We start from the raw sequence: 22,199 nt of genomic DNA on the forward strand, positions 1-22,199 counted from the left end.
AACGTTCTGGTGCCCGCGCCGCAAGGACGGGTGCCGCCGGGCGCGAGCCCGCACGAAGAGGACCTTGGGGCGCTTCGCCGGATGACCTCCGGATCAACGGGGCGCCCTTCGGAACGGCCCGGCCGGCCTGTCCCTCAAGGGCGGGAGGCGGGTCCGCCGTCCGCGGCAGGCTGATCCGGTCAGCCTCCAGGGCGGCAGACCGGCGGCGCGCGGGCCCGCTTGCGAGATGAGACGTCGAGTTCGGCTAAGCCAACCCCAGTAGTGGCCTTGTCCGGTGCGATCCGTTCTCTTCCGCAATGGGCCCGATCCGCTTGCTGCCATCAGAAGAGTCGTGACGCCAGCAGTTCGCTTCCGCGCGAGGCGCGAAGCAAGACGTTGAAAGGGAGAATGCACATGTCGAAGCCACTCGAGGGTATCAAGATCATCGACTTCACCCATGTGCAGGCCGGCCCCGCCTGCACGCAGCTGCTGGCCTGGTTCGGCGCTGACGTGATCAAGGTGGAGCGTCCGGGCGCTGGCGACGTGACCCGCAGCCAGCTGCGCGACATTTCCAACGCCGACGCGCTCTACTTCACCATGCTGAACTCCAACAAGCGCTCGCTCACCCTGGACACCAAGACCCCCCAGGGCAAGGAAGTGCTCACGAAGCTCATCAAGGAGAGCGACGTGCTGGTGGAGAACTTCGGTCCCGGCGCGCTGGACCGCATGGGCTTCACCTGGGAGCACATCAAGGAGCTCAACCCCGGCATGATCGTCGCCTCGGTGAAGGGCTTCTCCGACGGCCACCACTATGAAGACCTGAAGGTGTACGAGAACGTCGCGCAGTGCGCTGGCGGCGCCGCCTCCACCACCGGCTTCTGGGATGGCCCGCCCACCGTTTCGGCGGCTGCGCTCGGTGACAGCAACACCGGCATGCACCTCGCCATCGGCATCCTCACGGCGCTGCACGCCCGCAACAAGACCGGCAAGGGCCAGAAGGTCGCCGTGTCCATGCAGGACTCGGTCATCAACCTCTGCCGCGTGAAGCTGCGCGACCAGCAGCGCCTCGACCGCGTCGGCTACCTCGAGGAGTATCCGCAGTATCCGCACGGCACCTTCTCGGATGTCGTGCCGCGCGGCGGCAATGCGGGCGGCGGCGGCCAGCCCGGCTGGGTGCTGAAGTGCAAGGGCTGGGAGACCGATCCCAACGCCTACATCTACTTCACCATCCAGGGCCATGCCTGGGCCCCCATCTGCCGCGCCCTCGGCAAGGAAGAGTGGATCGACGATCCGGCCTACAACACGGCGGAAGCCCGTCAGGACAAGATCTTCGAGATCTTCGCCTTCATCGAGGCCTGGCTCGCGGACAAGACCAAGTTCGAGGCGGTGGACATCCTGCGCAAGTTCGACATCCCCTGCGCGCCGGTGCTCACCATGAAGGAGATCGCCAACGATCCGTCCCTGCGTGAGAGCGGCACCATCGTGGAAGTCGATCACAAGCAGCGCGGCAAGTACCTCACCGTCGGTTCGCCCATCAAGTTCTCGGACATGACGGTGGAAATCACCGGCTCGCCGCTGCTGGGCGAGCACACCGACGAAGTGCTGGCCGACCTCGGCTACACCCCCGAGCAGATCAAGGCCCTGCACGAGGCGCGCGCGGTCTGATTGGCGCATCCGGCCGACCGGGTCGATGGACCCGGCCGGCCCCGCGTTCGGCCCGCCGCGATAGCGGCGGGCCTTTTCTTCCGGGACGCAGCGACCGCGCGGACCGGCCTGTATCCGATCCTGTTCGACCCCGGCGCGACGGGTTTTCCGCGCGGGGCACGGGCCTGCCGGCTGCCTGAGGCGCCGCGCCCGACTTTTCCGCCCTCAGGGCACCCCATCACTCACCGACCATCGCACCGTCTGCCGCCCGCATCCTGTGGGCGCCTGCCGCAGGGGCCCTCTCGCAAAGTTCCGCCTGCCATCCCATGTTGAGGGGGCCGCGCGCTCGCGCGGCGCAGGAGGGAAGGATGATTGCGATTGCGGTGCTGCTCCCCTGGCTGGCGCTCATGCTGCGCGGCCGGATCTTTCAGGGGATCCTGTGCCTGGTGCTCCAGATCACGCTGATCGGCTGGCTGCCGGCGGCCATCTGGGCGGTGGTGGTTGTGAACAACGACAATGAGGAACGCCGGCATCGCGAGCTGATGGCGAGCCTCAACGGCCAACGCACGCGCTGACGCCGCTCTCCCGCGGCGGGCGCCACGGGAGGGACATCATGGCAAAATGGGTGCGGTTCACGGATGGTGCGGCGACGGGCTTCGGCCGCGTCGAGGGCGACCAGATCGCGGTGCATTCGGGCGACATGTTCGGCGCGGCGCAGCCGACAGGCGAGACCCGCCCGCTCGCGGGCGCGCAACTCGCCGCGCCCTGCGATCCCACCAAGATCATCGCGCTGTGGAACAATTTCCACGGCCTTGCGGCCAAGCTGAACGTGGCCGAGCCGGCCGAGCCGCTCTATCTGCTGAAGTCCACCACGACGGTCGCCGCCCCCGATGCCGAAGTGCGCCGCCCGCCGGCCTATTCGGGCAAGACGGTCTATGAGGGCGAACTCGGCATCGTCATCGGCAGGACCGCCCGCAACATCAGCGAGGACGAGGCGGCCGAACACATCTTCGGCTACACCATCGTCAACGATCTGACCGCGGCCGACATCCTGAACAAGGATCCCACCTTCCCGCAGTGGGCGCGGGCGAAGGGCTTCGACGGCTACGGTCCGTTCGGCCCCTGGATCGTCACCGATCTCGATCCCGCCACGGCCAGCGTGCGCACCGTGCTCAATGGCGCCGAGCGGCAGAACTATCCGCTCTCAGACATGATCTTCCCGCCGGCGAAGCTGGTGGCGCTGCTGTCGCAGGACATGACACTCAATCCGGGAGATCTCATCGCCTGCGGCACGTCCATCGGCGTCGGCTCCATGAAGGAGCCGCGCAACGAGGTGGACGTCAGCATCGATGGCATCGGCACGCTGCGCACCATCTTCGTGCAGTAGCCGCCGTGTTGGCGGGACCGCGGGCGGGGGGGCTGCGCGCGGTCCGCAAGCCTTGAGGTAAGGAGCTTCAGCCCCCCAGTTCTTCCTTCAGGATTTCGAGGCGCAGCCATTCTTCCTCGGCCGCCTCGATGTCCGCGTGGATCTTGCCGAGCGCGGTGCTCGCCTTCTCGAAGGCGGCGGGGTCCTTGGCATAGAGGTTCGGGTCGGCGATCTTCTTTTCCAGCACCGCCGCGTCTACCCTGAGCTTGTCCAGCGTCTTGGGCAGGGTTTCGAGGGCGTGCTTTTCCGCAAAGCTCAGGCGGCGCTTGGTCTCCTTCGGCTTGCCCGCAGCGGGCGCCGCGGCCGGGGACGCCTTGCCCTCGGCTTTCGCCTTGGCCTTGGCTTCCACGCCGTGGCCGCGCTGGTTCACCATGTCCGAATAGCCGCCGGCATATTCGGAGAAGACGCCATCGCCCTCCGCCGCGATCACCGATGTGACGGTACGGTCGAGGAAGTCACGGTCATGGCTCACCAGAATGACCGTGCCCGGATAGTCGGCCACCATCTCCTGCAAGAGGTCCAGCGTCTCAAGGTCGAGATCGTTGGTCGGCTCGTCGAGCACCAGCAGGTTAGACGGCAGGGCCAGCGCACGTGCCAGCATCAGCCGGCCGCGCTCGCCGCCCGAGAGCACGGAGAGGGGCGAATTGGCCTGCTCGGGCGTGAAGAGGAAGTCCTTCAGATAGCCCATCACGTGCTTGGGCTGGCCGCCGACCATCACCGTATCGCTACCCCCGCCGGTGAGGGCATCGCGCAGCGTGGTCTCGGGGCGGAGCGCGGCGCGCTTCTGGTCCAGCGAGGCGATTTCCAGATTGGAGCCCAGCTTCACCGAACCGCTGTCCGGCTTCAGCGTGCCGATGAGCATCTTGAGCAGCGTGGTCTTGCCGGCGCCGTTGGGGCCGACGATGCCGATGCGGTCGCCCCTCGCGATGCGGGTGGAGAAGTCGCGCACCACGCTCACGCCGTCGAAGGCCTTGGCGATGGCCCTCGCCTCGATCACCAGCTTGCCGGAGGTCTCCGCCTCGGTGACGGTGATCTTCACATTGCCCTGGGCGCGGCGCACCTCGCGGCGGTCCTTGCGCATGGCGTGCAGGTCGCCGAGGCGGCGGACATTGCGCTTGCGCCGGGCGGTGACGCCATAGCGCAGCCAATCCAGCTCCGCGACAATCTTGCGGTCGAGCTTGTGGCGCTCGGTCTCTTCCTGTTCCAGCACCTGATCGCGCCAGGCCTCGAAGGCGCCGAAGCCCTGATCGAGCCGTCGCGTGGTGCCGCGATCGAGCCAGACGGTGGCGCGGGAGAGGTTTTCGAGGAAGCGCCGGTCATGGGAGATCAGCACGAGGGCCGAGCGCAGGCTCTTCAGCTCGCTTTCCAGCCACTCGATGGCGGGCAGGTCGAGATGGTTGGTCGGCTCGTCCAGCATGAGGACGTCCGGTTCGGGCGCGATGACGCGCGCCAAAGCCGCCCGGCGGGCTTCGCCGCCAGACAGATGCGCCGGGTCTTCCTGACCCGTCAGGCCGAGCTGCTCCAGCAGATACTGGGCGCGATAGTGGTCGTCGCCCGGCCCGAGACCGGCTTCCACATAGGCCAAGGTGGTCGCGAAGCCGGTGAAATCCGGCTCCTGCGGCAGATAGCGGACGGTCGCGCCCGGCTGGAAGAAGCGCGTGCCATCATCCGGCTCCAGCAGGCCCGCCGCCACCTTCAGCAGCGTGGACTTGCCCGAGCCGTTCCGGCCCACGAGGCACAAACGCTCGCCCGGGGCCACGGAAAGCTCCGCGCCGTCGAGGAGAGGCGTCGCGCCAAAGCGCAGGTGAATGTCTTGCAGCAGGACGAGAGGAGGAGCCATGGCGCGGAATTAGCCTTCCTTGCGCGTGAACGCAAAGGCTGTCTCCGCAGGACCGCCTGTCCTGCTGCTCGCACGGCTTCACCCGCGCGCATCCTTTCAAACGACCGCGCCCCGGCGCGGGTAGGCATCTCCCCGAAGCGCGCGGACCATGGCCACCGACTGCCGGCCGGTTTGCAGGAGGTCCGCGATCCTTCCGGGCGATCGCTGCCCGCACCTGAACCGCGAACCACCGGACGAGATCCGTCGAACGCGGCAGGAGCGCATGACGCCGCCTTTCGGGCGAACGACCTCGCCGAGGAAGGGACGATCAGCCTCTACTGAGGCCGATCATGCCGCCTTCCGCCGACGGGACGCACGCGCCCGAGGGGCGGCTGGTGGGGCTCAGCACCCCACGCCGTTTGCGATGAGGATGATCAGTGGAGGGTAGCTTCGCCGCGAAGCTTGGTGATCTGATCCTTCAGAGCCAGCTTCTTGCGCTTCATTTCCGCAAGCTTGGCGGGATCGGCGGCCGGGCTGGCCATCTCGCGGTGGATTTCCGACTCAAGGGCTGCGTGACGACGCTGCAGCTCCTGCAAGTGCGACTGGACGGACATTCTTGGCGTCTCCCTGTCTGCAACGAAGGTCATCCTGTCATGGAGACGGCAAAGAGTCGACTGTCACGGGAGCGACTGAGACGGATGGCCGCTTGCAGGTGCGCAAGGCCGTGCGTTATTCGAAAGGTTCTCGGCTTCAGCGGGGCGCGGCGGAACGGAATGACCAGTGAGGACGAGCGGGAACTGACGGCGTTGTTGGAACGCCTGCGTCAGGAACACCGGGATCTGGATTCGGCCATCGAGGCTCTGACCTCCGTGACCGGCTCCGACGTGTTGCAGATTCAGCGGCTGAAGAAGCGCAAACTGCAGCTCAAGGACCGCATATCACATCTTGAGGATCAGCTGTTTCCAGACATCATCGCGTGATCGCGCGGCGGCGTCCGCAGCGCGGCGTGGCTCAGAGCTGCCGGCTGAGGTTTTCCGCGAACGACAGGATGTGCGCGCGCATCACCGCCTCCGCGCCTTCTGCGTCGCGGGCGGAAATGGCGGCGACGATGCCGGCATGCTCCTCCACCACCCGTGCGTGGTGCTGGTGTTCGCGCAGGGAGAGGAACCACACCCGCTGCGAGCGGTCGTGCAGGTTGCTCAGGATGTCGCTCAGGACCGCATTGCCGGCCGCGCTGGCGAGCGCCGCGTGGAAACGCCGGTCGAGCACCATGAGCGTCTCGATGTCGCTGTCGCGGGCCGCCTTGTGGCTTTGGTCGAGTGTGTCGTTGAGGACGCCGAGCACCGCCTGGTCCGCCCGCTCGGCGGCGAGCCGCGCGCAGAAGCCCTCGTTGAGGAGGCGCACGTGCACCATGTCGCGGATCTCGTCGGCGGTGATGGGGCGCACGATGATGCCCTTGCGCGGCAGCACCTCCACGAGCCCGTCCCGCATGAGCCGGTCGAAGGCCTGTCGCACGGGCGTGCGCCCGAGGCTCAGGGAGGACGAGACGACCGCCTCGCTCAGCGCCTCTCCCGGCCGGTAGAGGCCGCGGATGATGCGCTGCTTGATGATGTCATAGGCTTCTTCGCGCAGCGAGCGCGGCGCCGCTTCGGCTTCAAGCGAGCGGAAGGAGGCGCCGCGTTCCAGCATGTCAGCCCACCACGGGCAGCACGGCCACGTCATAGCCGTGGCGGATGGTGCGCTTGAGGATCGGGTCCTCGATCTCGAACTCGAAGCGCTCGGCCGGGCGGATGCCGCCGATGGCCGCCAGCGTGCCGCAGAACATCACCGAGCCGCCCTTGAGATCGGCCGCCGGGAAGCCGCCGAGGATCTCCTCCGGGGGGAGCATCGCGTTCACCGAGCCTTCCTGATAGAGCACCTTCTCGCCGTTGATGACGGCATAGGAGCGCAGGATCAGGCTGTCCCAGTGCGGCAGCACCTCGTCGAGGGACCACAGCTCGGATGCCACCGGCTTGTCGCACATCTGCTTGGAGACCGTGATGTTGTAGGTCTCGACCTTGCGGTCCGTATGGTCGGAGCCGATGCCCAGATAGCGCTTGCCGTCGGCGAGCACGATCATGAATTCGATCTCGCCGGAGGAATCCGGGCCCGTGTTCTCGATGGCGCCGGCCGTGGTGAGGCGGGCAGCGGAGACGCGGTAGTAGATCGGGGTGGAGGCGGGACGCGGCACGCCGAGCTCTTCCAGCTCGTGGATGTGCTTCTCCAGCGCGACCTTGTCGCGGCCGGTCCAGCCGGCGATGACCGCCGTGCGGATCAGCAGGGTTTCCTCGAAGCTGCGGCCGTCGGCATGGATGGTGAAGGTGAGGGCGGTGCCCGTCATGTTCGCTTCCTGAGTACGCGGAAAAAGAAGTGGGACCGGCAGCAAGGGGAGAGAGGGCGCTGCCGGTCCCGCCCGTATGCCTTATTCAGGCATGCGGGTGTCCAGCAAGGTCCACTTTCCGCCCTTGACCTCGAGAATGTAGACCGGCTTCACCGCATCGCCGTCACGGAAGGAGATCTTGCCCTCGAGGGCCTCGAAATCCTTCATCTTGGCGAGCGCGTCGCGCACGCCCGTGCGCTCGGCCACGAGCTTGGCCTTGTCCCCGGTCACGGCGGCGCGCTTCATCGCCTCTGCATAGAGATAGACGATGTCATAGACGGCGGCGTCCATCTGGTTCGGCTCGGTGCGCGGCAGGCCGGCGGCCTTGGTGCGCTTGCCGAATTCGGCGGCGAAGGCCTTGGTCTTGTCGTTCACCTCGGGGAAGAAGGTGGTGCCGATGGTGAGGTTCTCGCCCGCGCCGTCCATGCGCTTGGGCAGTTCGGGATCGGCGATGGTGGTGCCGCCGATGACGCGGGTGGAGACGCCCTGGCGCTTCAGCTCCTTGGCGAGGTTCACCGCGCCTTCCGGCGGCGAGCCGAGGCCGACGATGTCGGGGGCCATCTCCTTAAGCTTGGAAACCTGCGGGGAGAGGTCGAAGGCGGCGAGCTGGAAGTCCACCGAGCCCTTCATGGGCACGGAATACTTCTCGAACAGCTTGGGCACCACGAGGGTGCCGATGGACTTCGACACCACGTCGTCCGTGGCATAGGCGGCGGCACCGGAAGCGGCGGGCAGCTTCTTGTCCTTGATGGACGTCATTACCTGGTCGAGGACGATGCCCTCGTCCGTGGTGTTGCGGAAGCCGTAGGAGAAGCCCTTGGTGAGGCCGGGGGCCGAGGAGGCCATGGACATCTGCGCGATGCCGGAGCGCTCGCCCACGGGGAAGGTGGTGCGCACCTCGGAGGAGGAGAACGGGCCGATGACGGCGAGCGCGGAATCGTCCTCCGCAAAGCGGCGGAGCGCGGTGGTGGCCTGCTTGGGATCGCCGGCGGTGTCGAACTTCACCACCTTGATCTTCTTGCCGTTGATCCCGCCCTTGGCGTTGATCTCCTCCACAGCGAGATCGACCGCGATCTCGTTGGTGTTGGCGAGGCTCACATAAGGGCCGCTCTTGGCCATCATGTAACCGAGCACCAGCTCATCGTCGGCCGCGCGGGCCATGGCGGCCGCCGAGACGGCTGCGAGAAGCGTTGCACCGAAAACCAGCGACTTCTTCATGAACCGGGCTCCTTCTGAAAAGATGATCGTCAGCGCGTTTACGCGTGTTGGGCTTGGGCGTGGCTGCCCTCGCCGAGATAGGCTTCCTGCAGGCGCGGATCGGCGGCGAGCGTCGCGGGATCGCCCGCCATCACCACCCGGCCGAGCTCCAGAACGGTCGCATGATGGGCGCAGGCGAGCGCCTTGCCGGTGTTCTGCTCCACCAGCAGCACCGACAGGCCGTCGCGGTTCAGTTCGCGGATGAGGTCGAACAGTTTCGAGACGAAGAGGGGCGAGAGCCCCAGCGAGGGCTCGTCGAGCATCATGAGCCGGGGTTTCGCCAGCATGGCGCGGCCGATGGCCAGCATCTGCTGCTCGCCGCCCGAGAGGCAGGAGGCGAGCATGTGCCGCCGCTCCGCCAGATTGGGGAAGCGATCGTAGATGGCGTCCATCTCCGTTCGCACCTTCTGCGTGTCGGCGCGCATGTGGGCGCCCAGCAGCAGGTTTTCCTCCACCGAGAGCGAGATGAGGATGCGCCGGCCTTCCGGCACCAGCACGAGGCCGCCGCCAATGCGGGCGTGCGGCGGCTCGCGCGTCACGTCGCGGCCGGCGAAGGCGATGCCGCCGGCCTTCGGAGGCACGGCGCCGAGGATGGCCCGGAGCAGAGTACTCTTGCCCGCGCCGTTCGCGCCGAGCACGGTGACGATCTGGCCTTCCTCCACCCGCAGGTCCACGCCCCGCAGCGCGTTGACGCGGCCATAGGCGACTTCGAGGCCGGAGACTTCGAGCAGCGCCATGCCCCTCACTCCTCGTCCGTGCCGATATAGGCCTCGCGGACCTTCGGATCCTTGCGCACGTCCGAGAGCCGCCCCTCGGCGATCTTCTCGCCGAAATTGAGCACCACCACATTTTCGCAGATGCTGTCCACGAAATGCATGTCGTGCTCGACGATGAGCAACGTCAGCCCGCGCGCCGCGAGGGCGTTGAGATGATCGCGCAGCGCGTTGGTCTCGCTCGGATTGAGGCCGGCGGCCGGCTCGTCCAGCATCAGCACGTCGGCACCGGCGAGCGTCGCACGCACGAGATCGATGCGCTTGCGCACGCCATAGGGCAGCGCGCCCACGGTCTCGTCCGCATACTGGCCAAGGCCGCTTTCCTCCAGCGCTGCGCGGGCCTCGCGCTTCCAGCGATGGTTGGGAATGATCCGGTAGGGCGTGAGCAGCGCGGCGAGCGAGGAAGCCCGCACATGCTGGCCCACCAGCAGGTTCTCCAGCACCGAGAGGTGCGGCATCAGGCGGATGTTCTGGAACGAGCGCGCGACGCCCGCACGGATGCGGCGGCGGGAGGGCAGGCGCGTGACGTCCGTGCCGTTCACATGGATGGACCCGCCGTCCACGCCATAGACGCCGCTGACCAGATTGAAGACCGTGGTCTTGCCCGCGCCGTTGGGGCCGATCAGGGCCGTGGCGCGGCCCTTGGGCACGGTGAAGGACAGGTTGCGGATGGCTCGCACCCCGGCGAAGGACTTCTCGAGGCCGGAGAGGACGAGTGCCGGCGTGCTCATGCGGCGGCTCCCGGCTTGCGGCGGAACACGCGGAAGAGCGAAGCGGTGACCAGCCCCTGCGGACGCAGCGCCATGAAGATGATGATGAAGAAGGCGAAGAGCGCATAGCGCCACTGATCGGAGGCCCGCAGCACTTCCGGCACGAGGGTGAAGAAGATGGCGCCGGCGAGCGGCCCCCACACCGTCTGCACGCCGCCGAACAGCACATAGAGGACGGTGAAGACCGAGAGCAGCACGTTGAAGTGCTGGGCTTCGATGAAGCTGTAATGGTGCGCGTAGAAGGCGCCGCCGAAGCCGGCCACCGCCGCGCCGAGCGCGAAGGCGGAGACCTGGATGCCGCGCACCGAGATGCCCATGAGATCGGCCACCGTGGGATCGCTCTTCACGGCGGTGAGATAAAGGGCATAGCGGGTGCGCGAGAGCAGCAGCATGACGAGCACGACGCCCGCCGTGGCGGCGAACACCACGGGCGGAGCGGCATAGGTCGCCACCGGATAGCCGGCGGCGGCGCCCACCACGTCGAGATTGAGGAAGATCGCCGCGATCACCTGGCCCAGCGCGAAGGTGGCCAACGCCAGATAGATGCCATGGGTGCGCAGCACCGGGATGCCGATGATGAGCCCCACGAGGCCGGCCGCCGCGCTGCCAGCGGGAATGGCGGTCCAGAGCGACCAGCCGAGTTCATTGGTGAGATAGGCCGCCGCATAGGCGCCGATCGCCATGAAGCCGGCGATGCCGAGATTGAGCTGGCCGGCGGCGAGCGGCAGATACACCGCATAGGCCGCCATGATGTTGAAGGAGAGGACGACGAGGACGCCGGTGAGATAGCCGCTCATCACAGCTTCTCCCGCGCCGGCGGCCGGCCGAAGAGACCTTGCGGTCGCAGGATCAGGATGGCGAGCAGCAAGCCGTACACAGTGATGTTCACCACATCCGCACCGATGAGACTGATGGAAAGCACCTCGGCGAGGCCGATCAGCAGGCCACCGATGACCGCGCCCCAGATGGAGCCCATGCCGCCGATGATCATGGCGGCGACGCCCTTGAAGCCGATGCCCTCACCCATGAAGGGCGACACCTGCTGGTAATTGACCGCGAACAGCAGTCCGCCGAGCGCAGCCAGCAGCGCGCTGGCCACGAAGAGCTGCGGCACGAGGCTCTGGATGTTGATGCCCATGAGCAGCGCGGTCTCGCGGCTCTCCGCCACCGTGCGGATGCGGCGCCCGGTATTCGTGGTGCGCAGGAACCAGGAGAGCCAGGCCACCAGCGCCAGCGAGATGGCGAGCGACACCATCTGCGCGATGCCGACGACGAGGCCGCCGATGCGCAGGTTCATATCGGGGAACAAGGCAGGGAAGGCCTGTTGGTCCGACCCGTAGCGGATGAGGACGAGGTTCTCCAGCAGCACCAGGAAGCCGAGCGAGGAGACGAGCGGCACTTCCGGATCGCCACCTTGCATGCGGCGGTAGGCGAGGCGCTCCACCAGCAGGGACACGAAGGCGGCGATCAGCAGCGCGCCGCCCGCCGCTACCAGAAAGGGCCAGCCGAGCTTCAGGAAGCCGAAGGCCGCCATGCCGCCCAGCATGAACAGGCCAGGAAGCGAGAAGTTGAGAAAGTTCAGGACGCCGATGGCAAGGGTGAAGGCCACTGCCACGAGCATGTAGATGGCACCGAGCATCAGGCCGTTGATGATCTGCTGCGTCAGCATGGACGGCGCGGCCCCTCTCCGCGCGGCGGTCATCGCCGCCGCAGGAATGCAAGTAATTTAGGTAACAAGCAAAGCTAATTGTCGCGTCCGGTCAAGCTGAAATTTCAGGCGGATTTCAGCCTCCGGGACGGGCAGAGCCGTCTCCGCCTTGCGGGCATTGACGTTAGGGAGGGGGGAGTGGCGCGCTTTTAGGCCCGCGGTCCCAAGAGGGAGCGGGGGACACGCGGCAACGGTCGGTCCGAGGGGGCTGGAGCCTCCGGAGCTGGCGCGCTGGGGCGGGTGGTGATTCCGTGATGTGCGATGGATGCGCTTCAGCGGGCGTCAGGTGTCGGCCCGAAAACGAGACGAAGGGTGCCTCGCCGTGCGCGCCGCCGCTCGCCGAGCCTGCACCGTCACAAGAAATACGGATGCGGAGCGGCGCCGTCCGCACGACGGCGTCTGCGCTCCGCCACTTCACGTCGAGTACGAGAGGGGTGCGCTACAGATCCTGAGCGCGATGCAGCCCCTGCCAGTCCATCAGGCAGGCAGGGGCCGAGGGTCGTAACCCATTGGATCGCGCGCTCAATAAAGCGTCGAGCGCCGGCGGGTCGGTGAGGGCATCAAGGAAGTTCTGCGCCCAATGATCGATGGTGTTGGTGTTGAGCACGGTCATCATCCGCGCGTGGCGATCCCGGCGTTCCGCGAGCGGCATCTCCAGCGCACGGCGGAGCGCCGAGGCGACGCCTTCCACCTCGTGCGGGTTCACCATGAGCGCACCGCCGCCCATCTCGGCCGCCGCCCCGGCAAACTGCGAGAGCAGCAGCACGCCGGGGTCCTCCGGATCCTGCGCGGCTACGAATTCCTTGGCGACGAGGTTCATGCCGTCGCGCAGCGGCGTCACCATGGCCACGTCCGCTGCCCGGTAGAGGCCGGCGAGGGCTGAGCGGGAATAGGTCTTGTTCACATAGCGCAGCGGCGTCCACGAGACGTCGCCGAATTCGCCATTGATCTGTCCCGCCTTGGTGGAGACATAGCGGTCCATCTCCGCATATTCCGGCACGGAGGTCCGGCTCTTGGGCGTGATCTGCACGAAGGTCACGCGCTCGTGCCATTCCGGGGCGGTGCGCAGCAGCGTCTCGAAGGCTTCCAGGCGGTTCGGGATGCCCTTGGAATAATCGAGCCTGTCCACCCCCAGCACCATCTTCTTGCCGGTGAGGCTGGCACGGAAATCCTTCATGAAATTGGTGCGCATGGCGTGGCGGGCGCGGCGGGCGAAGCTCTCCGTCTCGATGGCGACGGGGAAGGCGCCGATGCGCACACGGCGGCCGGCGATCTCATAGGAGGTGCCGTCATTGCCGGGGCGTGCCCCGCGGCCTTCCAGATAGCGGCCGAAATTGTCCCTGTCGCTCTCGGTCTGGAAGCCGACGAGATCGTAATGCACCAGCGAGCCGACGATCTCGCCGTGTCGCGGCAGGGCCTGGATGAGGTCGGGCGGCGGCAGGGGGATGTGCAAAAAGAAGCCGATGCGGTTCTTGTGCCCGCGCTCCCGCAGATACCGGGCCAGCGGCATCATGTGATAGTCGTGGACCCAGATGATGTCGTCTTCCTCGATGATCTTGGAGACGTGCTCGGCGAAGTTTTTGTTGACCCGGATGTAGCCGGACAGGTCCGAGCGCACGAACTCCGCCAGATCCACGCGGTAATGCAGGATCGGCCACAGCACCCGGTTGGCGAAGCCGTTGTAATATTCCTGGTAGTCATCCTCCTTGAGGTCCACCACGGCATATTTCACGCCGTTCCGCATGGAAATCGCGGGCTGGTCGGAGGGCTGCTCGGTGATCTTGCCGCTCCAGCCGAACCAGATGCCCGAGCGCTCCTTGAGCGCCGCATTCACGGCGACGGCCAGTCCGCCGGCGGAGACCTTGCCTGCCTCGGGGACGGCAACGCGATTGGAGACGACGATCAAGCGCGACACGGGTCACTCCTCCGGCTGTTGGGCGACAAGGGTGGCGAGCAGGGCGCGCACGTCCTGCGCTTCGGGCAGCACCAGATCGGCGACGGGAAGGTTGCGGCCGACGGAGACGGCGATGCCGCCCATCTGCGAGACGGCAGCGAAGGCGGCCTCGTCCGTCACGTCGTCGCCGATGAAAACGGGGGTTCGCCCCGCAAAGCCCGGCGCCGCCATGAACTGGCGCACCGCCACGCCCTTGTCGCAGCCGGCGCGCTTCACCTCGAACACGAGCCGGCCCGGCAGCAGGGACAGGCCGGGATAATCAGTGACGATCTGCTCCAGCGCGATCTGGAGGTCGGGGCCGATCTGCGGGGCGAGGCGGTAATGAACCGCGATGCTGCTGCCCTTGTCCTCCATCAGCACGCCGTCGAGATCGCGCGCCAGACGGCTGATGCGCGTTCCGGTCTCCGCCGGCAGCGTGGCGCTCTGCTGGGCAACAGGCGCCTCGGGCGTGAGGCGGATCTCGCCGCCATGGACGCCGGCGGCCGCCAGTTTCAGGGGCGAGAAGAGGGCGTCGAGCCCGGCGACCGTGCGGCCGCTGACCAGGGCGAGCGCACCATCGGCGGCGGTCTTCAGGGTTCCGAGCGTGGTCAGGAGCCCGCTCGGCACGGTCACCGCATCGGGATGGATGGCGATGTCGATCAGTGTTCCGTCCACATCGAGGAAGAAGGCACAAGTGCGCGGGTCAAACAGACGCACCGCATCAGGTCGCGACGGACGGCCTTCTTCCTTCGGTACCGAAGTAACATGCATGAAAGCCTCGTGGGAATAAGCCTGTTCGGGTAACGTGACGCCTCCGCCAAGGTTCCCCCAAAACTTCTCCGCGCTTTCGCCACAGATGATCGAACGTCATGTCGAGCCGTGTGCTGCGGGGTGAGTCAGCCGATGCTGGCGCGCCCGTTTCATCTGAGTCATTTCAAGCTGAGCCGTCGCGGGAACCTCCGCCGTGCCGCCGCGTTTTTCCGGCGAGACACAAGGAGACTTCAGCCATGTTTGGACACGGATCCCACGCCAACGACATCTCCCGCCAGCTCGACGCCCTGAAGGCGGACGTCGTCCGCCTCGGCGAAGCTCTGGCCGAGGCTGCCGAGGATCGCTCCCGCGGCCCGCGCCGGCAGGCGGCCCGCTATGCCGGCCGGATGTTCGACGCCGCCGAGGATCAGGCGAGCTATCTGGCGTCCAATGGCCTGAGCATGGCCCGCGAGGGTGGACGTGCGGCCGCCGAGCATCTCGCGCGCACGGCCCACCGCGCCGAGCGTGTGGTGGCTGAGAACCCCGGGCGTGCGGTGGTTGCCGCTGCGGCGGTCGGCCTCACCGTGGGCGCGCTGCTGTTCGCCTTCTCCGGTTCCGACCGCCGCCGCTGAGGTTTGCGGGGACATCATCCGACGGCGTGGCGGTTACGCGCCGTCACAAAACGCACTTGATTGTGAAGTTGATGTCCCACAGCCCGGATGAAGCTTCGGAACGGCCATGCGCGTTGCGGTGTTTCATCCTCCGGCTGACTTATGGTTAGCTCGGGATCGGGTCATGTCACGATGGCGCTTCGCGGCGACCTGCGGGACGGGTATCCGAAGGGAGGTCAGGTCGGCGCATTGCGCGGGCCGATGTGATACGGGCAATGAGCAAGCCGGCCGCGCCGGGAACGCCGAAGGAGTAAAGTCATGAAGGGTGCTGTGATCGTCGTCGCTGCCGCGTTGGCCCTCGCCGGCTGCAGCCAGTATTCGGAATCGGATCGCGCCGTGGGCGGCGGTCTGCTGGGTGCCGGTGCCGGCGCCCTGATCGGTGGCGCGGCCACGGGCAATGCCACGGGCGCGCTCGTCGGCGGCGCTCTGGGTGCGGCGACGGGTGCAGTTGTGGGCGCGGCGACCACGCCGAACGCCTGCTGGGCGCGCGACGCCTACGGCAATGCCTATCAGGTGCGCTGCCCCTGATTCGACAGGGTCACTTCAAGGTTCGAGACGGGGCGCTTCGGCGCCCCGTCGTTTTTGTGAGCCTCGATGGCTCAGATCTGGGCCAGCAGGGCCTGGGCGGACGAGGCGTCGGCCTTCGAGGGCACGTCCTCGACGTTCAGCACCTTCACCACGCCGTCTTCCACCAGCATGGAATAGCGCTTCGAGCGCAGGCCGAGGCCCACCGCCGACCCGTCGAAGAACAGGTCGAGCGCCTTGGCGAAGTCGCCATTGCCATCGGAGAGGAAGAGCACCTTGCCGTCCGCGCCGGAGGCCTGCTCCCAGGCGCCCATGACGAAGGGGTCGTTCACGGACACCACGGCGATGGTGTCGATGTTCTTGGCCTTGATCTCCTCGGCGCGGGAGACGTAGCCCGGCAGGTGGTTCTTGTGGCAGGTGGGCGTGAAGGCGCCGGGCACCGCGAAGAGAACCACGCGCTTGCCCTTGAAGACCTCATCGGTGGTCTTCGGCACCGGGCCATCGGACGTGGACACGCGGAAGGTGACGTTGGGCAGGCTGTCGCCGACCTGAATGGGCATCTCGAACTCCGCTGGTTGGGCGGCCCCTTTGGAGCGTCGCCGATCTGGCGCCGTCCGGCCGTGCGCCGGAGGCGGGCCGGGCTTGGCCGGCGCAGCGGAGAATAGGTCGTTTTGACCGCAAGGAAAGCGCCAATCGGCGCCTCAGGCGCCGGGAATCGCTGTCGTGGTTTCGATGGCCTTCGCCCCGTCCACAAGCGTCAGCGTCAGCTTGTTGCCGGGCAGCCGCGCATCGGACGGAACGCCGAGCAGCGGCAGGGTGAAGCGCACTGTCTCGCCGGCGGCGGGCTGGCGTTCGGGAATGGGCAGGGCCCAGGTGTCATCCGGCCCCTCCACCAGGAGCACGGCCTCCGCAGAGGCCCGTGCCGTGATGATGAGGCGGGGCGGGGTCGTCCCGGCGTCCCGTTCCACCTTCAGCACTGCCGGCCCACTGCCGGCACCGAAGGGTGTTGCCACCGGAACTTCCGCCCGCGCTTCCGTGAGTGCGGGCGCTTCGGCCTCGGTACCGGGAAGCGGCACGCTGAGACGCGCATCCGCCGGGACGCACAGGGACTGGCAGACGGCGAAATCCAGTGCGAGGTCCAGTTCGGCCGGGTCGGCCGGGTTCTTCAGGCGCACCACGAGCGGCAGGAGCACGCGGCCCTTGTAGCCGATGGACGATCCGCCGGACCCGTCGGGAAAGACATGGGGCGCCGGCCACAGCACGGTGACGTCCGCGACATTCTTCGAGCCGCTCCAGTCGAAGCGCGGCGGCACGCCGCTGTCGCCCGGATAGCGCCAGTAGGTCTTCCAGCCCGGCGCCAGCACCATCTCCAGTCCGGCCTGGACCACCCCATCCTGCGCCGGGCCGGCGATGAGGCGGGTCTGGGCGTTTGGGTCCTGCACCGGCCGGCTCAGCGGCGCGGCCGCCGCCCGCTGCGCCAGCGGCACGGCGGCGGCGAGGGCGGCGGACTGGAGGAGGGCGCGGCGGCTGATCATCATGCCTCTGCGCTATCGCGGAGACCGGCGCATCGTAAAGGCCACGGTGCGCAAATTCCCGTGACGCCAATGACTGGAGGCGCTGGGAGCGAAGGCGCCGGGCGGCTCCGCGGCCGGGTAATCGCTCCGCACCTTGGTGTGAGCGTGCGCAGGGTCCGTTCCCAAACCCGGCGTTGCGAGGTACGCTGACCCGATGATGGCTGACCGCACGATTTCATCACCCCGCGGTCCGGGCGACTTCCTGGACGGGCAGATGCTCATCGCCATGCCCAGCATGCGCGATGAACGTTTCAACCGTGCGCTGGTTTACATCTGCGCCCATTCCGCCGAAGGCGCCATGGGCATCGTGGTGAACCAGCCGGCAACCCATATCGATTTCGGCGACCTGCTGGTGCAGCTGGACGTGGTGCCAGCCACCAAGCGCATCCAGCTCCCGCCGCGCGCGGAGCTGGTGAAGGTGCTGCGCGGCGGCCCGGTGGAGACCGGACGCGGCTTCGTGCTGCACTCGTCGGACTTCTTCCTCGAGAATGCCACGCTGCCGATCGACAACGGCATCTGCCTCACCGCTTCCCTCGACATCCTGAAGGCGATCGCGGGCGGGCAGGGGCCGGAGAGCGCGGTGCTGGCGCTCGGCTATGCGGGATGGGCTCCGGGGCAGCTCGAAACGGAGATCCAGGCGAACGGCTGGCTGCACTGCCCGGCCGACCCGGAACTGATCTTCGGCGAGAGCGTGGACGCCAAATACGATCTCGCACTGCGCAAGCTCGGCGTGCATCCGGGCATGCTGTCCACGGACGCCGGCCACGCCTGAGGGGCGTGACGACGGCCTGAGGGGTTAGGCCCGGCGGCGGGCCTCGGCGGGCGAGGGCTCCAGCAGCGCGCGGCATTCCTCGGCCGTGAGGGGCTCGCCGAACAGCGTGCCCTGACCATATTCGCAGCCGAGCCGGCCGAGTTCGGCCGCTTCCTGCTCCCGCTCCAGCCCTTCCGACATGACCTCGATGCCGAGCTGGTGGGCGAGCTCGATCATGGAGCCGACGATGATCGGCCGCGCCGCCCGCACGGAGCCCTTCACCGTGTTGCGGATGAAGCGGTTGTCGATCTTGATGGCGTCGAACGGCAGGCGGGGCAGATAGGCGAGCGAGGACTGTCCGACGCCGAAATCGTCCATCACCAGGCCGGCGCCGAGATCGCGCATGCGCTGGAGCATCACGGCAGAGTATTCCGGATTCTCCATGGCGAGGGCTTCGGTCACCTCCAGCTTCAGCGAGCCTGGCTCCACCACATTGCGCGCCAGAACCGACTTCAGGTCCTGGATGAGATCGTGCCGCAGCAACTGGCGGGAGGAGACGTTGACCGTCATGAACAGTGGCGGGTCGACCTTGAGGATCCGCTGCCACTGGCCGAGCTGACGGGCGGCCCGCTCCAGCACGAACAGCCCGAGCTCAAGAATGACGCCGGATTCTTCCGCCACGTGCAGGAAGTCCGCCGCCGCCAGTTCGCCGAGGCTCGGGTGCTTCCAGCGCATGAAGGCCTCGAAGCCGCCGATGGCCCGGTCGTGCAGGCGCACCACCGGCTGGTAGCGCACGGTGATCTCGTCCCGCTCCAGCGCCCGCCGCAGGTCGCTTTCCAGCGACGTGCGGTCGATCTTCTGCTGCCGCATGGCGGGCCGGAACACCTCGATGCGGTCGCCGCCGATGCGCTTGGCGAAGAACATGGCGAGTTCGGCATTCTTCAGCACATCCTCGCGCTTGCCGGGATCGGCGCTGGAGAGGACGAGGCCGATGGAGGCGGTGATGAAGATCTCCCGCTCGGCAAAGGAAATGGGCGCGCGCAGCGAGCGGCGCAGCGTGTCCGCGAACGTGGTGATGCGTTCGGGATCGCGCTCGGAGAGCAGGATCAGGCCGAACTGGTCGCCGGAGATGCGGGCAAGCGTGTCCTGCGGCTTCAGGAGCCGCATCAGGCGCCGGGCCACCGTGAGCAGGATGGAATCGCCCACCGCCATGCCCACCGAGACATTGACCTGCTTGAAGCGGTCGATGTCGATGATCATCACCGTCGGGCGGATGCTCTCGTCGGTCTTGGCGAAGGCGAGCGCCTGATCCAGCCGGTCGAGGAAGAGCTCGCGATTGGCGAGGCCGGTGAGATTGTCGCGCACCGCGTCATGCAGCAGACGTTCGGCAGCGATGCGATCGCCGGTCACGTCTGAGAGCACGCCGATGCAGCGCACCACCTCGCCGTCCGCGCCCACCACGGGCCGGGCGCGCAGGTTGAAGGTGAGGTAATGGCCGTCGATGGCGCGCAGGCGGAAATCCTGGTCGATGCGGCCGCGCCGCTGCTCGATGATGCCATCCAGCGTGGCGCGGAAGCGGTCGCGGTCGCCGGGGTGCAGAACCTCCAGCCAGCCGGCGGCTTCCGTCTCCAGCGAGTGGCGCTTGAGGCCGAGGGCCTCTTCCGCCTCCGGCGAGACATAGATGCGGTCGCTGTCCACATCCCAGTCCCAGACGATATAGCCCGAGCCGGCGAGCGCCAGCGCGCGGCGCTCCAGATCGGACGCCGAGCCCTGCACCGCGCCGACGCCGGCAAAGGCGTGCTGCATCACCGTGAAGCCGATGAGCATGACGATGAGCACAAGGCCGCCAGACAAGGCCGGGGCGACGAGATCGTTGGTGACGACGCCGGTGACCGTCATGCCGGCCATCACCACCCACACCACCAGCAGCATCCAGGTGAGGATGATGAGCACCGCCCGGTCATAGCCGTGCTGGGAGAGCCAGATCACCACCAAGAGGCCGGCGACCGCCACCATGGCAAGCGAGAGGCGGGCGATGCCAGCGGCGACCGGCGCATCCAGCAGCGCCACCGCGACGAGGGCGGCGAGGAAGACCAGCCAGCCGGCGGCCACATGCATGTAGCGCACATGCCAGCGGTTGAGGTTCAGATAGGCGAAGAGGAAGACCAGAAGGGTCGCGGTCAGCACCGCCTCGCCGGAAGCCCGCCAGAACTGCTCGGCGATGGGCGAGAGGCCGAACACCTTCGACCAGAAGGAAAAGTCGAGGCCGATATAGCCGAGCACCGCCCAGGCGAGTGCGGCGGCGGCGGGGAACATCACCGAGCCCTTCACCACGAACAGGATGGTGAGGAAGAGGGCGAGGAGGCCGGCGATGCCAATGACGATGCCGTGGTACAGGGTGAAGCTGTTCACCTTGTCCTTGTAGGCGTCCGGCTGCCACAGATAGAGCTGCGGCAGCTTGGGGCCGGCCAGTTCCGCGACGAAGGTGACGGTGGTGCCGGGATCGAGCGTCACGAGGAAAACGTCGGCATCCGGCGCGTTCTGCCGCTCGGGCTTGAAGCCCTGGCTCGGGGTCAGGGACAGGACGCGGCGGTTGCCGAGGTCGGGCCAGAACAGGCCGGAGCCCACCATGCGATAGAAGGGCGCGACGATGAGGCGGTCGACCTGCTCGTCGGTGTTGTTCGAGAGTGCGAAGGCGACCCAGTTGGCATTCGGCTGGCCGTCGCTGGAGCGCACCTCGATGCGGCGCACGATGCCGTCCGTGCCCGGCGCGGTGGAAATCTGGACGCGCTCATTGTCCGTGTGCAGGCGTTCCACCGCCGGCAGCAGGTCCGTCACCTTGGCGTCGAGGCGCACGGCGACGGCATCCACGGCAAAGGCCGAGGGAGCCGCCAGCGACAGGGCGCCCAGCAGGACCAGGCAGAAGGCAAGAAAGGAACGCAACAGCTAGCCTCCGTCCCCGGCCGGCGCCGGGACGAACCGCGATCAGGGGAACACCGCCGGCCGGGACGGGCCCCGCCAGCCGGCGCGTGCTCTAGCCGCAGCGTGCGGCCGGAGCAAGGCATCCGCCGCTGGCATCATAAGGCTTCGCGCCCGCCCTGCCAGCGGCTTTCCACATGACCAAGCGGCACTTCGGCCAGCCGGGGGCGGTTCGTTCACCCGATCGTGAGAACGATCTTGCCGATGTGGGTGCTGCCTTCCATGTGCGCGTGGGCGGCAGCCGCCTCCTTCAGCGGGAAGGTGGCATCGATCAGCGGCTTCACGCTGCCCTTGGCGATGAGCGGCCACACCTTCTCTTCCAGCGCCTGTGCGATGAGGGCCTTGTCGGCCACGGGGCGGGAACGCAGGGTCGAGCCGGTGTGGGTGAGGCGCTTCAGCATGACGCGCATGAAGTCCACCTGGGCCTTCGAGCCCTTCTGGAAGGCGATCTGCACGATGCGCCCATCCACCGCCGCGGCCTCGTAATTGCGGGCGATATAATCGCCGGCCACCATGTCGAGGATGACGTCGGCGCCCTTGCCGCCGGTGGCGCTCTTCACCTCGGCCACGAAGTCCTGGGTGTTGTAGTCGATGGCGAGATCCGCGCCGAGCTTGCGGGCCGCCTCGCACTTCTCCGGCGAGCCCACGGTGACGAAGACCTTCGAACCAAAGGCCTTGGCGAGCTGGATCGCCGTCGTGCCGATGCCGCTGGTGCCGCCATGGACGAGGAGCACTTCGCCCGGCTGCAGGCGGCCGCGGTCGAACACGTTGCTCCAGACCGTGAAGAAGGTTTCCGGCAGGGCCGCGGCCTCAGTGGCGGACAGGCCGTCCGGAATGGGCAGGGCCGTGAGGGCGGAGGTGGTGCAATATTCCGCATAGCCGCCCCCGGTGACGAGGGCGCACACGCGGTCGCCCACCTTGAAGCGCTGCGTCTCCGGGCCCGTCGCGACCACCGTGCCGGCGATCTCGAGACCGGGAATGTCGGAGGCGCCGGCCGGCGGCGGATAGAGGCCCTTCCTCTGCATCACGTCCGGACGATTCACGCCGGCCGCTTTCACCTTCACCAGCAATTCACCCTTCACCGGCTGCGGCACCGGACGCTCGCCCGGCACAAGGGCCTCCGGGCCGCCGGGGGTCGGGATGGTGATGGCGGTCATGGTGGCGGGCAGGGGCGTGGTCATGGCGGCTCCTCGAAAAGGGGAAGGCGAGGGATGATGCCGT

22 protein-coding genes are annotated in these 22,199 nt (G+C 67.5%); 7 read left to right on the forward strand and 15 right to left on the reverse strand.

What is annotated here, in order from left to right; translation table 11 throughout:
* Window positions 1-393 precede the first annotated feature (393 nt).
* The 3 genes from frc to AZC_RS02395 all read left to right on the forward strand — a co-directional run bounded on the left by frc (window position 394) and on the right by AZC_RS02395 (window position 3,010).
* Window positions 394-1,644 (forward strand): formyl-CoA transferase, encoded by a 1,251-nt coding sequence (gene frc, locus AZC_RS02385; protein ID WP_012169001.1) that lies wholly within the window; start codon window positions 394-396, stop codon window positions 1,642-1,644.
* A 347-nt stretch (window positions 1,645-1,991) separates the two neighbouring features.
* On the forward strand, window positions 1,992-2,198 hold the full coding sequence (locus tag AZC_RS02390; protein WP_043878802.1) for a YqaE/Pmp3 family membrane protein: 207 nt from the start codon (window positions 1,992-1,994) through the stop codon (window positions 2,196-2,198).
* A 38-nt stretch (window positions 2,199-2,236) separates the two neighbouring features.
* Window positions 2,237-3,010, forward strand: coding sequence for a fumarylacetoacetate hydrolase family protein (locus AZC_RS02395; RefSeq protein WP_012169003.1), 774 nt, complete (start codon window positions 2,237-2,239; stop codon window positions 3,008-3,010).
* A gap of 67 nt (window positions 3,011-3,077) precedes the next feature.
* Here the strand turns inward: AZC_RS02395 and AZC_RS02400 are convergent, their stop codons facing one another.
* Both AZC_RS02400 and AZC_RS02405 read right to left on the reverse strand, forming a co-directional pair.
* Window positions 3,078-4,889, reverse strand: coding sequence for an ABC-F family ATP-binding cassette domain-containing protein (locus AZC_RS02400; protein WP_012169004.1), 1,812 nt, complete (start codon window positions 4,887-4,889; stop codon window positions 3,078-3,080).
* A 413-nt stretch (window positions 4,890-5,302) separates the two neighbouring features.
* Window positions 5,303-5,482 (reverse strand): YdcH family protein, encoded by a 180-nt coding sequence (locus AZC_RS02405; RefSeq protein ID WP_043878803.1) that lies wholly within the window; start codon window positions 5,480-5,482, stop codon window positions 5,303-5,305.
* A 159-nt stretch (window positions 5,483-5,641) separates the two neighbouring features.
* Here AZC_RS02405 and AZC_RS02410 point away from each other — a divergent pair, with 159 nt between their 5' ends.
* Entirely contained in the window at window positions 5,642-5,848 is a 207-nt protein-coding gene (locus AZC_RS02410; protein ID WP_012169005.1) for a YdcH family protein, read from the forward strand.
* Between the two features lie 31 nt (window positions 5,849-5,879).
* Here the strand turns inward: AZC_RS02410 and AZC_RS02415 are convergent, their stop codons facing one another.
* The 9 genes from AZC_RS02415 to otsB form a co-directional block, all read right to left on the reverse strand.
* Window positions 5,880-6,557, reverse strand: coding sequence for a GntR family transcriptional regulator (locus AZC_RS02415; protein WP_012169006.1), 678 nt, complete (start codon window positions 6,555-6,557; stop codon window positions 5,880-5,882).
* A 1-nt stretch (window position 6,558) separates the two neighbouring features.
* Window positions 6,559-7,248: a DUF2848 domain-containing protein gene (locus tag AZC_RS02420; protein ID WP_043878804.1), complete on the reverse strand. Its 690-nt coding sequence runs from the start codon at window positions 7,246-7,248 to the stop codon at window positions 6,559-6,561.
* Between the two features lie 81 nt (window positions 7,249-7,329).
* A complete protein-coding gene (locus AZC_RS02425; protein WP_012169008.1) occupies window positions 7,330-8,505 on the reverse strand; it encodes an ABC transporter substrate-binding protein in 1,176 nt (391 codons plus the stop codon).
* Window positions 8,506-8,543: 38 nt separating this feature from the next.
* Entirely contained in the window at window positions 8,544-9,281 is a 738-nt protein-coding gene (locus AZC_RS02430) for an ABC transporter ATP-binding protein (RefSeq protein WP_012169009.1), read from the reverse strand.
* Between the two features lie 5 nt (window positions 9,282-9,286).
* Window positions 9,287-10,048 carry an ABC transporter ATP-binding protein gene (locus AZC_RS02435; protein ID WP_012169010.1) on the reverse strand — a complete coding sequence of 254 codons (762 nt, stop codon included), beginning with the start codon at window positions 10,046-10,048 and terminating at the stop codon, window positions 9,287-9,289.
* Window positions 10,045-10,884, reverse strand: coding sequence for a branched-chain amino acid ABC transporter permease (locus tag AZC_RS02440; RefSeq protein ID WP_012169011.1), 840 nt, complete (start codon window positions 10,882-10,884; stop codon window positions 10,045-10,047). Before AZC_RS02440 ends, AZC_RS02435 begins: the two co-directional genes overlap by 4 nt.
* The gene (locus AZC_RS02445) at window positions 10,884-11,756 is read right to left on the reverse strand and encodes a branched-chain amino acid ABC transporter permease (RefSeq protein ID WP_043878805.1); all 873 of its coding nucleotides are present in this window, start codon (window positions 11,754-11,756) and stop codon (window positions 10,884-10,886) included. The genes AZC_RS02440 and AZC_RS02445 overlap by 1 nt, the downstream gene beginning before the upstream one ends.
* Window positions 11,757-12,234: 478 nt before the next feature.
* Window positions 12,235-13,710: an alpha,alpha-trehalose-phosphate synthase (UDP-forming) gene (gene otsA / locus AZC_RS02450; RefSeq protein ID WP_012169013.1), complete on the reverse strand. Its 1,476-nt coding sequence runs from the start codon at window positions 13,708-13,710 to the stop codon at window positions 12,235-12,237.
* 3 nt (window positions 13,711-13,713) lie between these two features.
* On the reverse strand, window positions 13,714-14,499 hold the full coding sequence (gene otsB / locus AZC_RS02455; RefSeq protein ID WP_012169014.1) for a trehalose-phosphatase: 786 nt from the start codon (window positions 14,497-14,499) through the stop codon (window positions 13,714-13,716).
* Window positions 14,500-14,735: 236 nt separating this feature from the next.
* Between otsB and AZC_RS02460 the strand changes: the two genes are divergently transcribed.
* Window positions 14,736-15,110, forward strand: coding sequence for a hypothetical protein (locus tag AZC_RS02460; RefSeq protein WP_043878807.1), 375 nt, complete (start codon window positions 14,736-14,738; stop codon window positions 15,108-15,110).
* 297 nt (window positions 15,111-15,407) lie between these two features.
* A complete protein-coding gene (locus tag AZC_RS02465; RefSeq protein ID WP_012169016.1) occupies window positions 15,408-15,677 on the forward strand; it encodes a glycine zipper domain-containing protein in 270 nt (89 codons plus the stop codon).
* A gap of 71 nt (window positions 15,678-15,748) precedes the next feature.
* On the opposite strand, the gene AZC_RS02470 is transcribed toward AZC_RS02465, so the two are convergent.
* Window positions 15,749-16,234 (reverse strand): peroxiredoxin, encoded by a 486-nt coding sequence (locus tag AZC_RS02470; protein ID WP_012169017.1) that lies wholly within the window; start codon window positions 16,232-16,234, stop codon window positions 15,749-15,751.
* Window positions 16,235-16,375: 141 nt separating this feature from the next.
* Window positions 16,376-17,209, reverse strand: a complete 834-nt coding sequence (locus AZC_RS02475) for a protein-disulfide reductase DsbD domain-containing protein (RefSeq protein WP_043878808.1) — start codon at window positions 17,207-17,209, stop codon at window positions 16,376-16,378.
* 193 nt (window positions 17,210-17,402) lie between these two features.
* Between AZC_RS02475 and AZC_RS02480 the strand changes: the two genes are divergently transcribed.
* A complete protein-coding gene (locus tag AZC_RS02480) occupies window positions 17,403-18,020 on the forward strand; it encodes a YqgE/AlgH family protein (protein ID WP_012169019.1) in 618 nt (205 codons plus the stop codon).
* A gap of 24 nt (window positions 18,021-18,044) precedes the next feature.
* Here the strand turns inward: AZC_RS02480 and AZC_RS02485 are convergent, their stop codons facing one another.
* Both AZC_RS02485 and AZC_RS02490 read right to left on the reverse strand, forming a co-directional pair.
* Window positions 18,045-20,942 (reverse strand): EAL domain-containing protein, encoded by a 2,898-nt coding sequence (locus AZC_RS02485; protein WP_012169020.1) that lies wholly within the window; start codon window positions 20,940-20,942, stop codon window positions 18,045-18,047.
* Between the two features lie 212 nt (window positions 20,943-21,154).
* Window positions 21,155-22,159, reverse strand: a complete 1,005-nt coding sequence (locus AZC_RS02490) for an NAD(P)H-quinone oxidoreductase (RefSeq protein ID WP_043878809.1) — start codon at window positions 22,157-22,159, stop codon at window positions 21,155-21,157.
* Between the last annotated feature and the right edge of the window lie 40 nt (window positions 22,160-22,199).

The organism is Azorhizobium caulinodans ORS 571 (assembly GCF_000010525.1).
GTDB lineage: Bacteria > Pseudomonadota > Alphaproteobacteria > Rhizobiales > Xanthobacteraceae > Azorhizobium > Azorhizobium caulinodans.

What these genes read in the sequence shown, in the direction of transcription:
- AZC_RS02425 (WP_012169008.1), bottom strand. Translation starts at nt 8,505, where the DNA reads ATGAAGAAGTCGCTGGTTTTCGGTGCAACGCTTCTCGCAGCCGTCTCG.
- AZC_RS02415 (WP_012169006.1), bottom strand. Translation starts at nt 6,557, where the DNA reads ATGCTGGAACGCGGCGCCTCCTTCCGCTCGCTTGAAGCCGAAGCGGCG.
- AZC_RS02475 (WP_043878808.1), bottom strand. Translation starts at nt 17,209, where the DNA reads ATGATCAGCCGCCGCGCCCTCCTCCAGTCCGCCGCCCTCGCCGCCGCC.
- AZC_RS02395 (WP_012169003.1), top strand. Translation starts at nt 2,237, where the DNA reads ATGGCAAAATGGGTGCGGTTCACGGATGGTGCGGCGACGGGCTTCGGC.
- AZC_RS02405 (WP_043878803.1), bottom strand. Translation starts at nt 5,482, where the DNA reads ATGTCCGTCCAGTCGCACTTGCAGGAGCTGCAGCGTCGTCACGCAGCC.
- AZC_RS02460 (WP_043878807.1), top strand. Translation starts at nt 14,736, where the DNA reads ATGTTTGGACACGGATCCCACGCCAACGACATCTCCCGCCAGCTCGAC.
- AZC_RS02480 (WP_012169019.1), top strand. Translation starts at nt 17,403, where the DNA reads ATGATGGCTGACCGCACGATTTCATCACCCCGCGGTCCGGGCGACTTC.
- AZC_RS02435 (WP_012169010.1), bottom strand. Translation starts at nt 10,048, where the DNA reads ATGAGCACGCCGGCACTCGTCCTCTCCGGCCTCGAGAAGTCCTTCGCC.
- AZC_RS02430 (WP_012169009.1), bottom strand. Translation starts at nt 9,281, where the DNA reads ATGGCGCTGCTCGAAGTCTCCGGCCTCGAAGTCGCCTATGGCCGCGTC.
- AZC_RS02470 (WP_012169017.1), bottom strand. Translation starts at nt 16,234, where the DNA reads ATGCCCATTCAGGTCGGCGACAGCCTGCCCAACGTCACCTTCCGCGTG.
- otsB (WP_012169014.1), bottom strand. Translation starts at nt 14,499, where the DNA reads ATGCATGTTACTTCGGTACCGAAGGAAGAAGGCCGTCCGTCGCGACCT.
- frc (WP_012169001.1), top strand. Translation starts at nt 394, where the DNA reads ATGTCGAAGCCACTCGAGGGTATCAAGATCATCGACTTCACCCATGTG.
- AZC_RS02410 (WP_012169005.1), top strand. Translation starts at nt 5,642, where the DNA reads ATGACCAGTGAGGACGAGCGGGAACTGACGGCGTTGTTGGAACGCCTG.
- AZC_RS02465 (WP_012169016.1), top strand. Translation starts at nt 15,408, where the DNA reads ATGAAGGGTGCTGTGATCGTCGTCGCTGCCGCGTTGGCCCTCGCCGGC.
- AZC_RS02490 (WP_043878809.1), bottom strand. Translation starts at nt 22,159, where the DNA reads ATGACCACGCCCCTGCCCGCCACCATGACCGCCATCACCATCCCGACC.
- AZC_RS02390 (WP_043878802.1), top strand. Translation starts at nt 1,992, where the DNA reads ATGATTGCGATTGCGGTGCTGCTCCCCTGGCTGGCGCTCATGCTGCGC.
- AZC_RS02400 (WP_012169004.1), bottom strand. Translation starts at nt 4,889, where the DNA reads ATGGCTCCTCCTCTCGTCCTGCTGCAAGACATTCACCTGCGCTTTGGC.
- AZC_RS02440 (WP_012169011.1), bottom strand. Translation starts at nt 10,884, where the DNA reads ATGAGCGGCTATCTCACCGGCGTCCTCGTCGTCCTCTCCTTCAACATC.
- AZC_RS02420 (WP_043878804.1), bottom strand. Translation starts at nt 7,248, where the DNA reads ATGACGGGCACCGCCCTCACCTTCACCATCCATGCCGACGGCCGCAGC.
- AZC_RS02445 (WP_043878805.1), bottom strand. Translation starts at nt 11,756, where the DNA reads ATGCTGACGCAGCAGATCATCAACGGCCTGATGCTCGGTGCCATCTAC.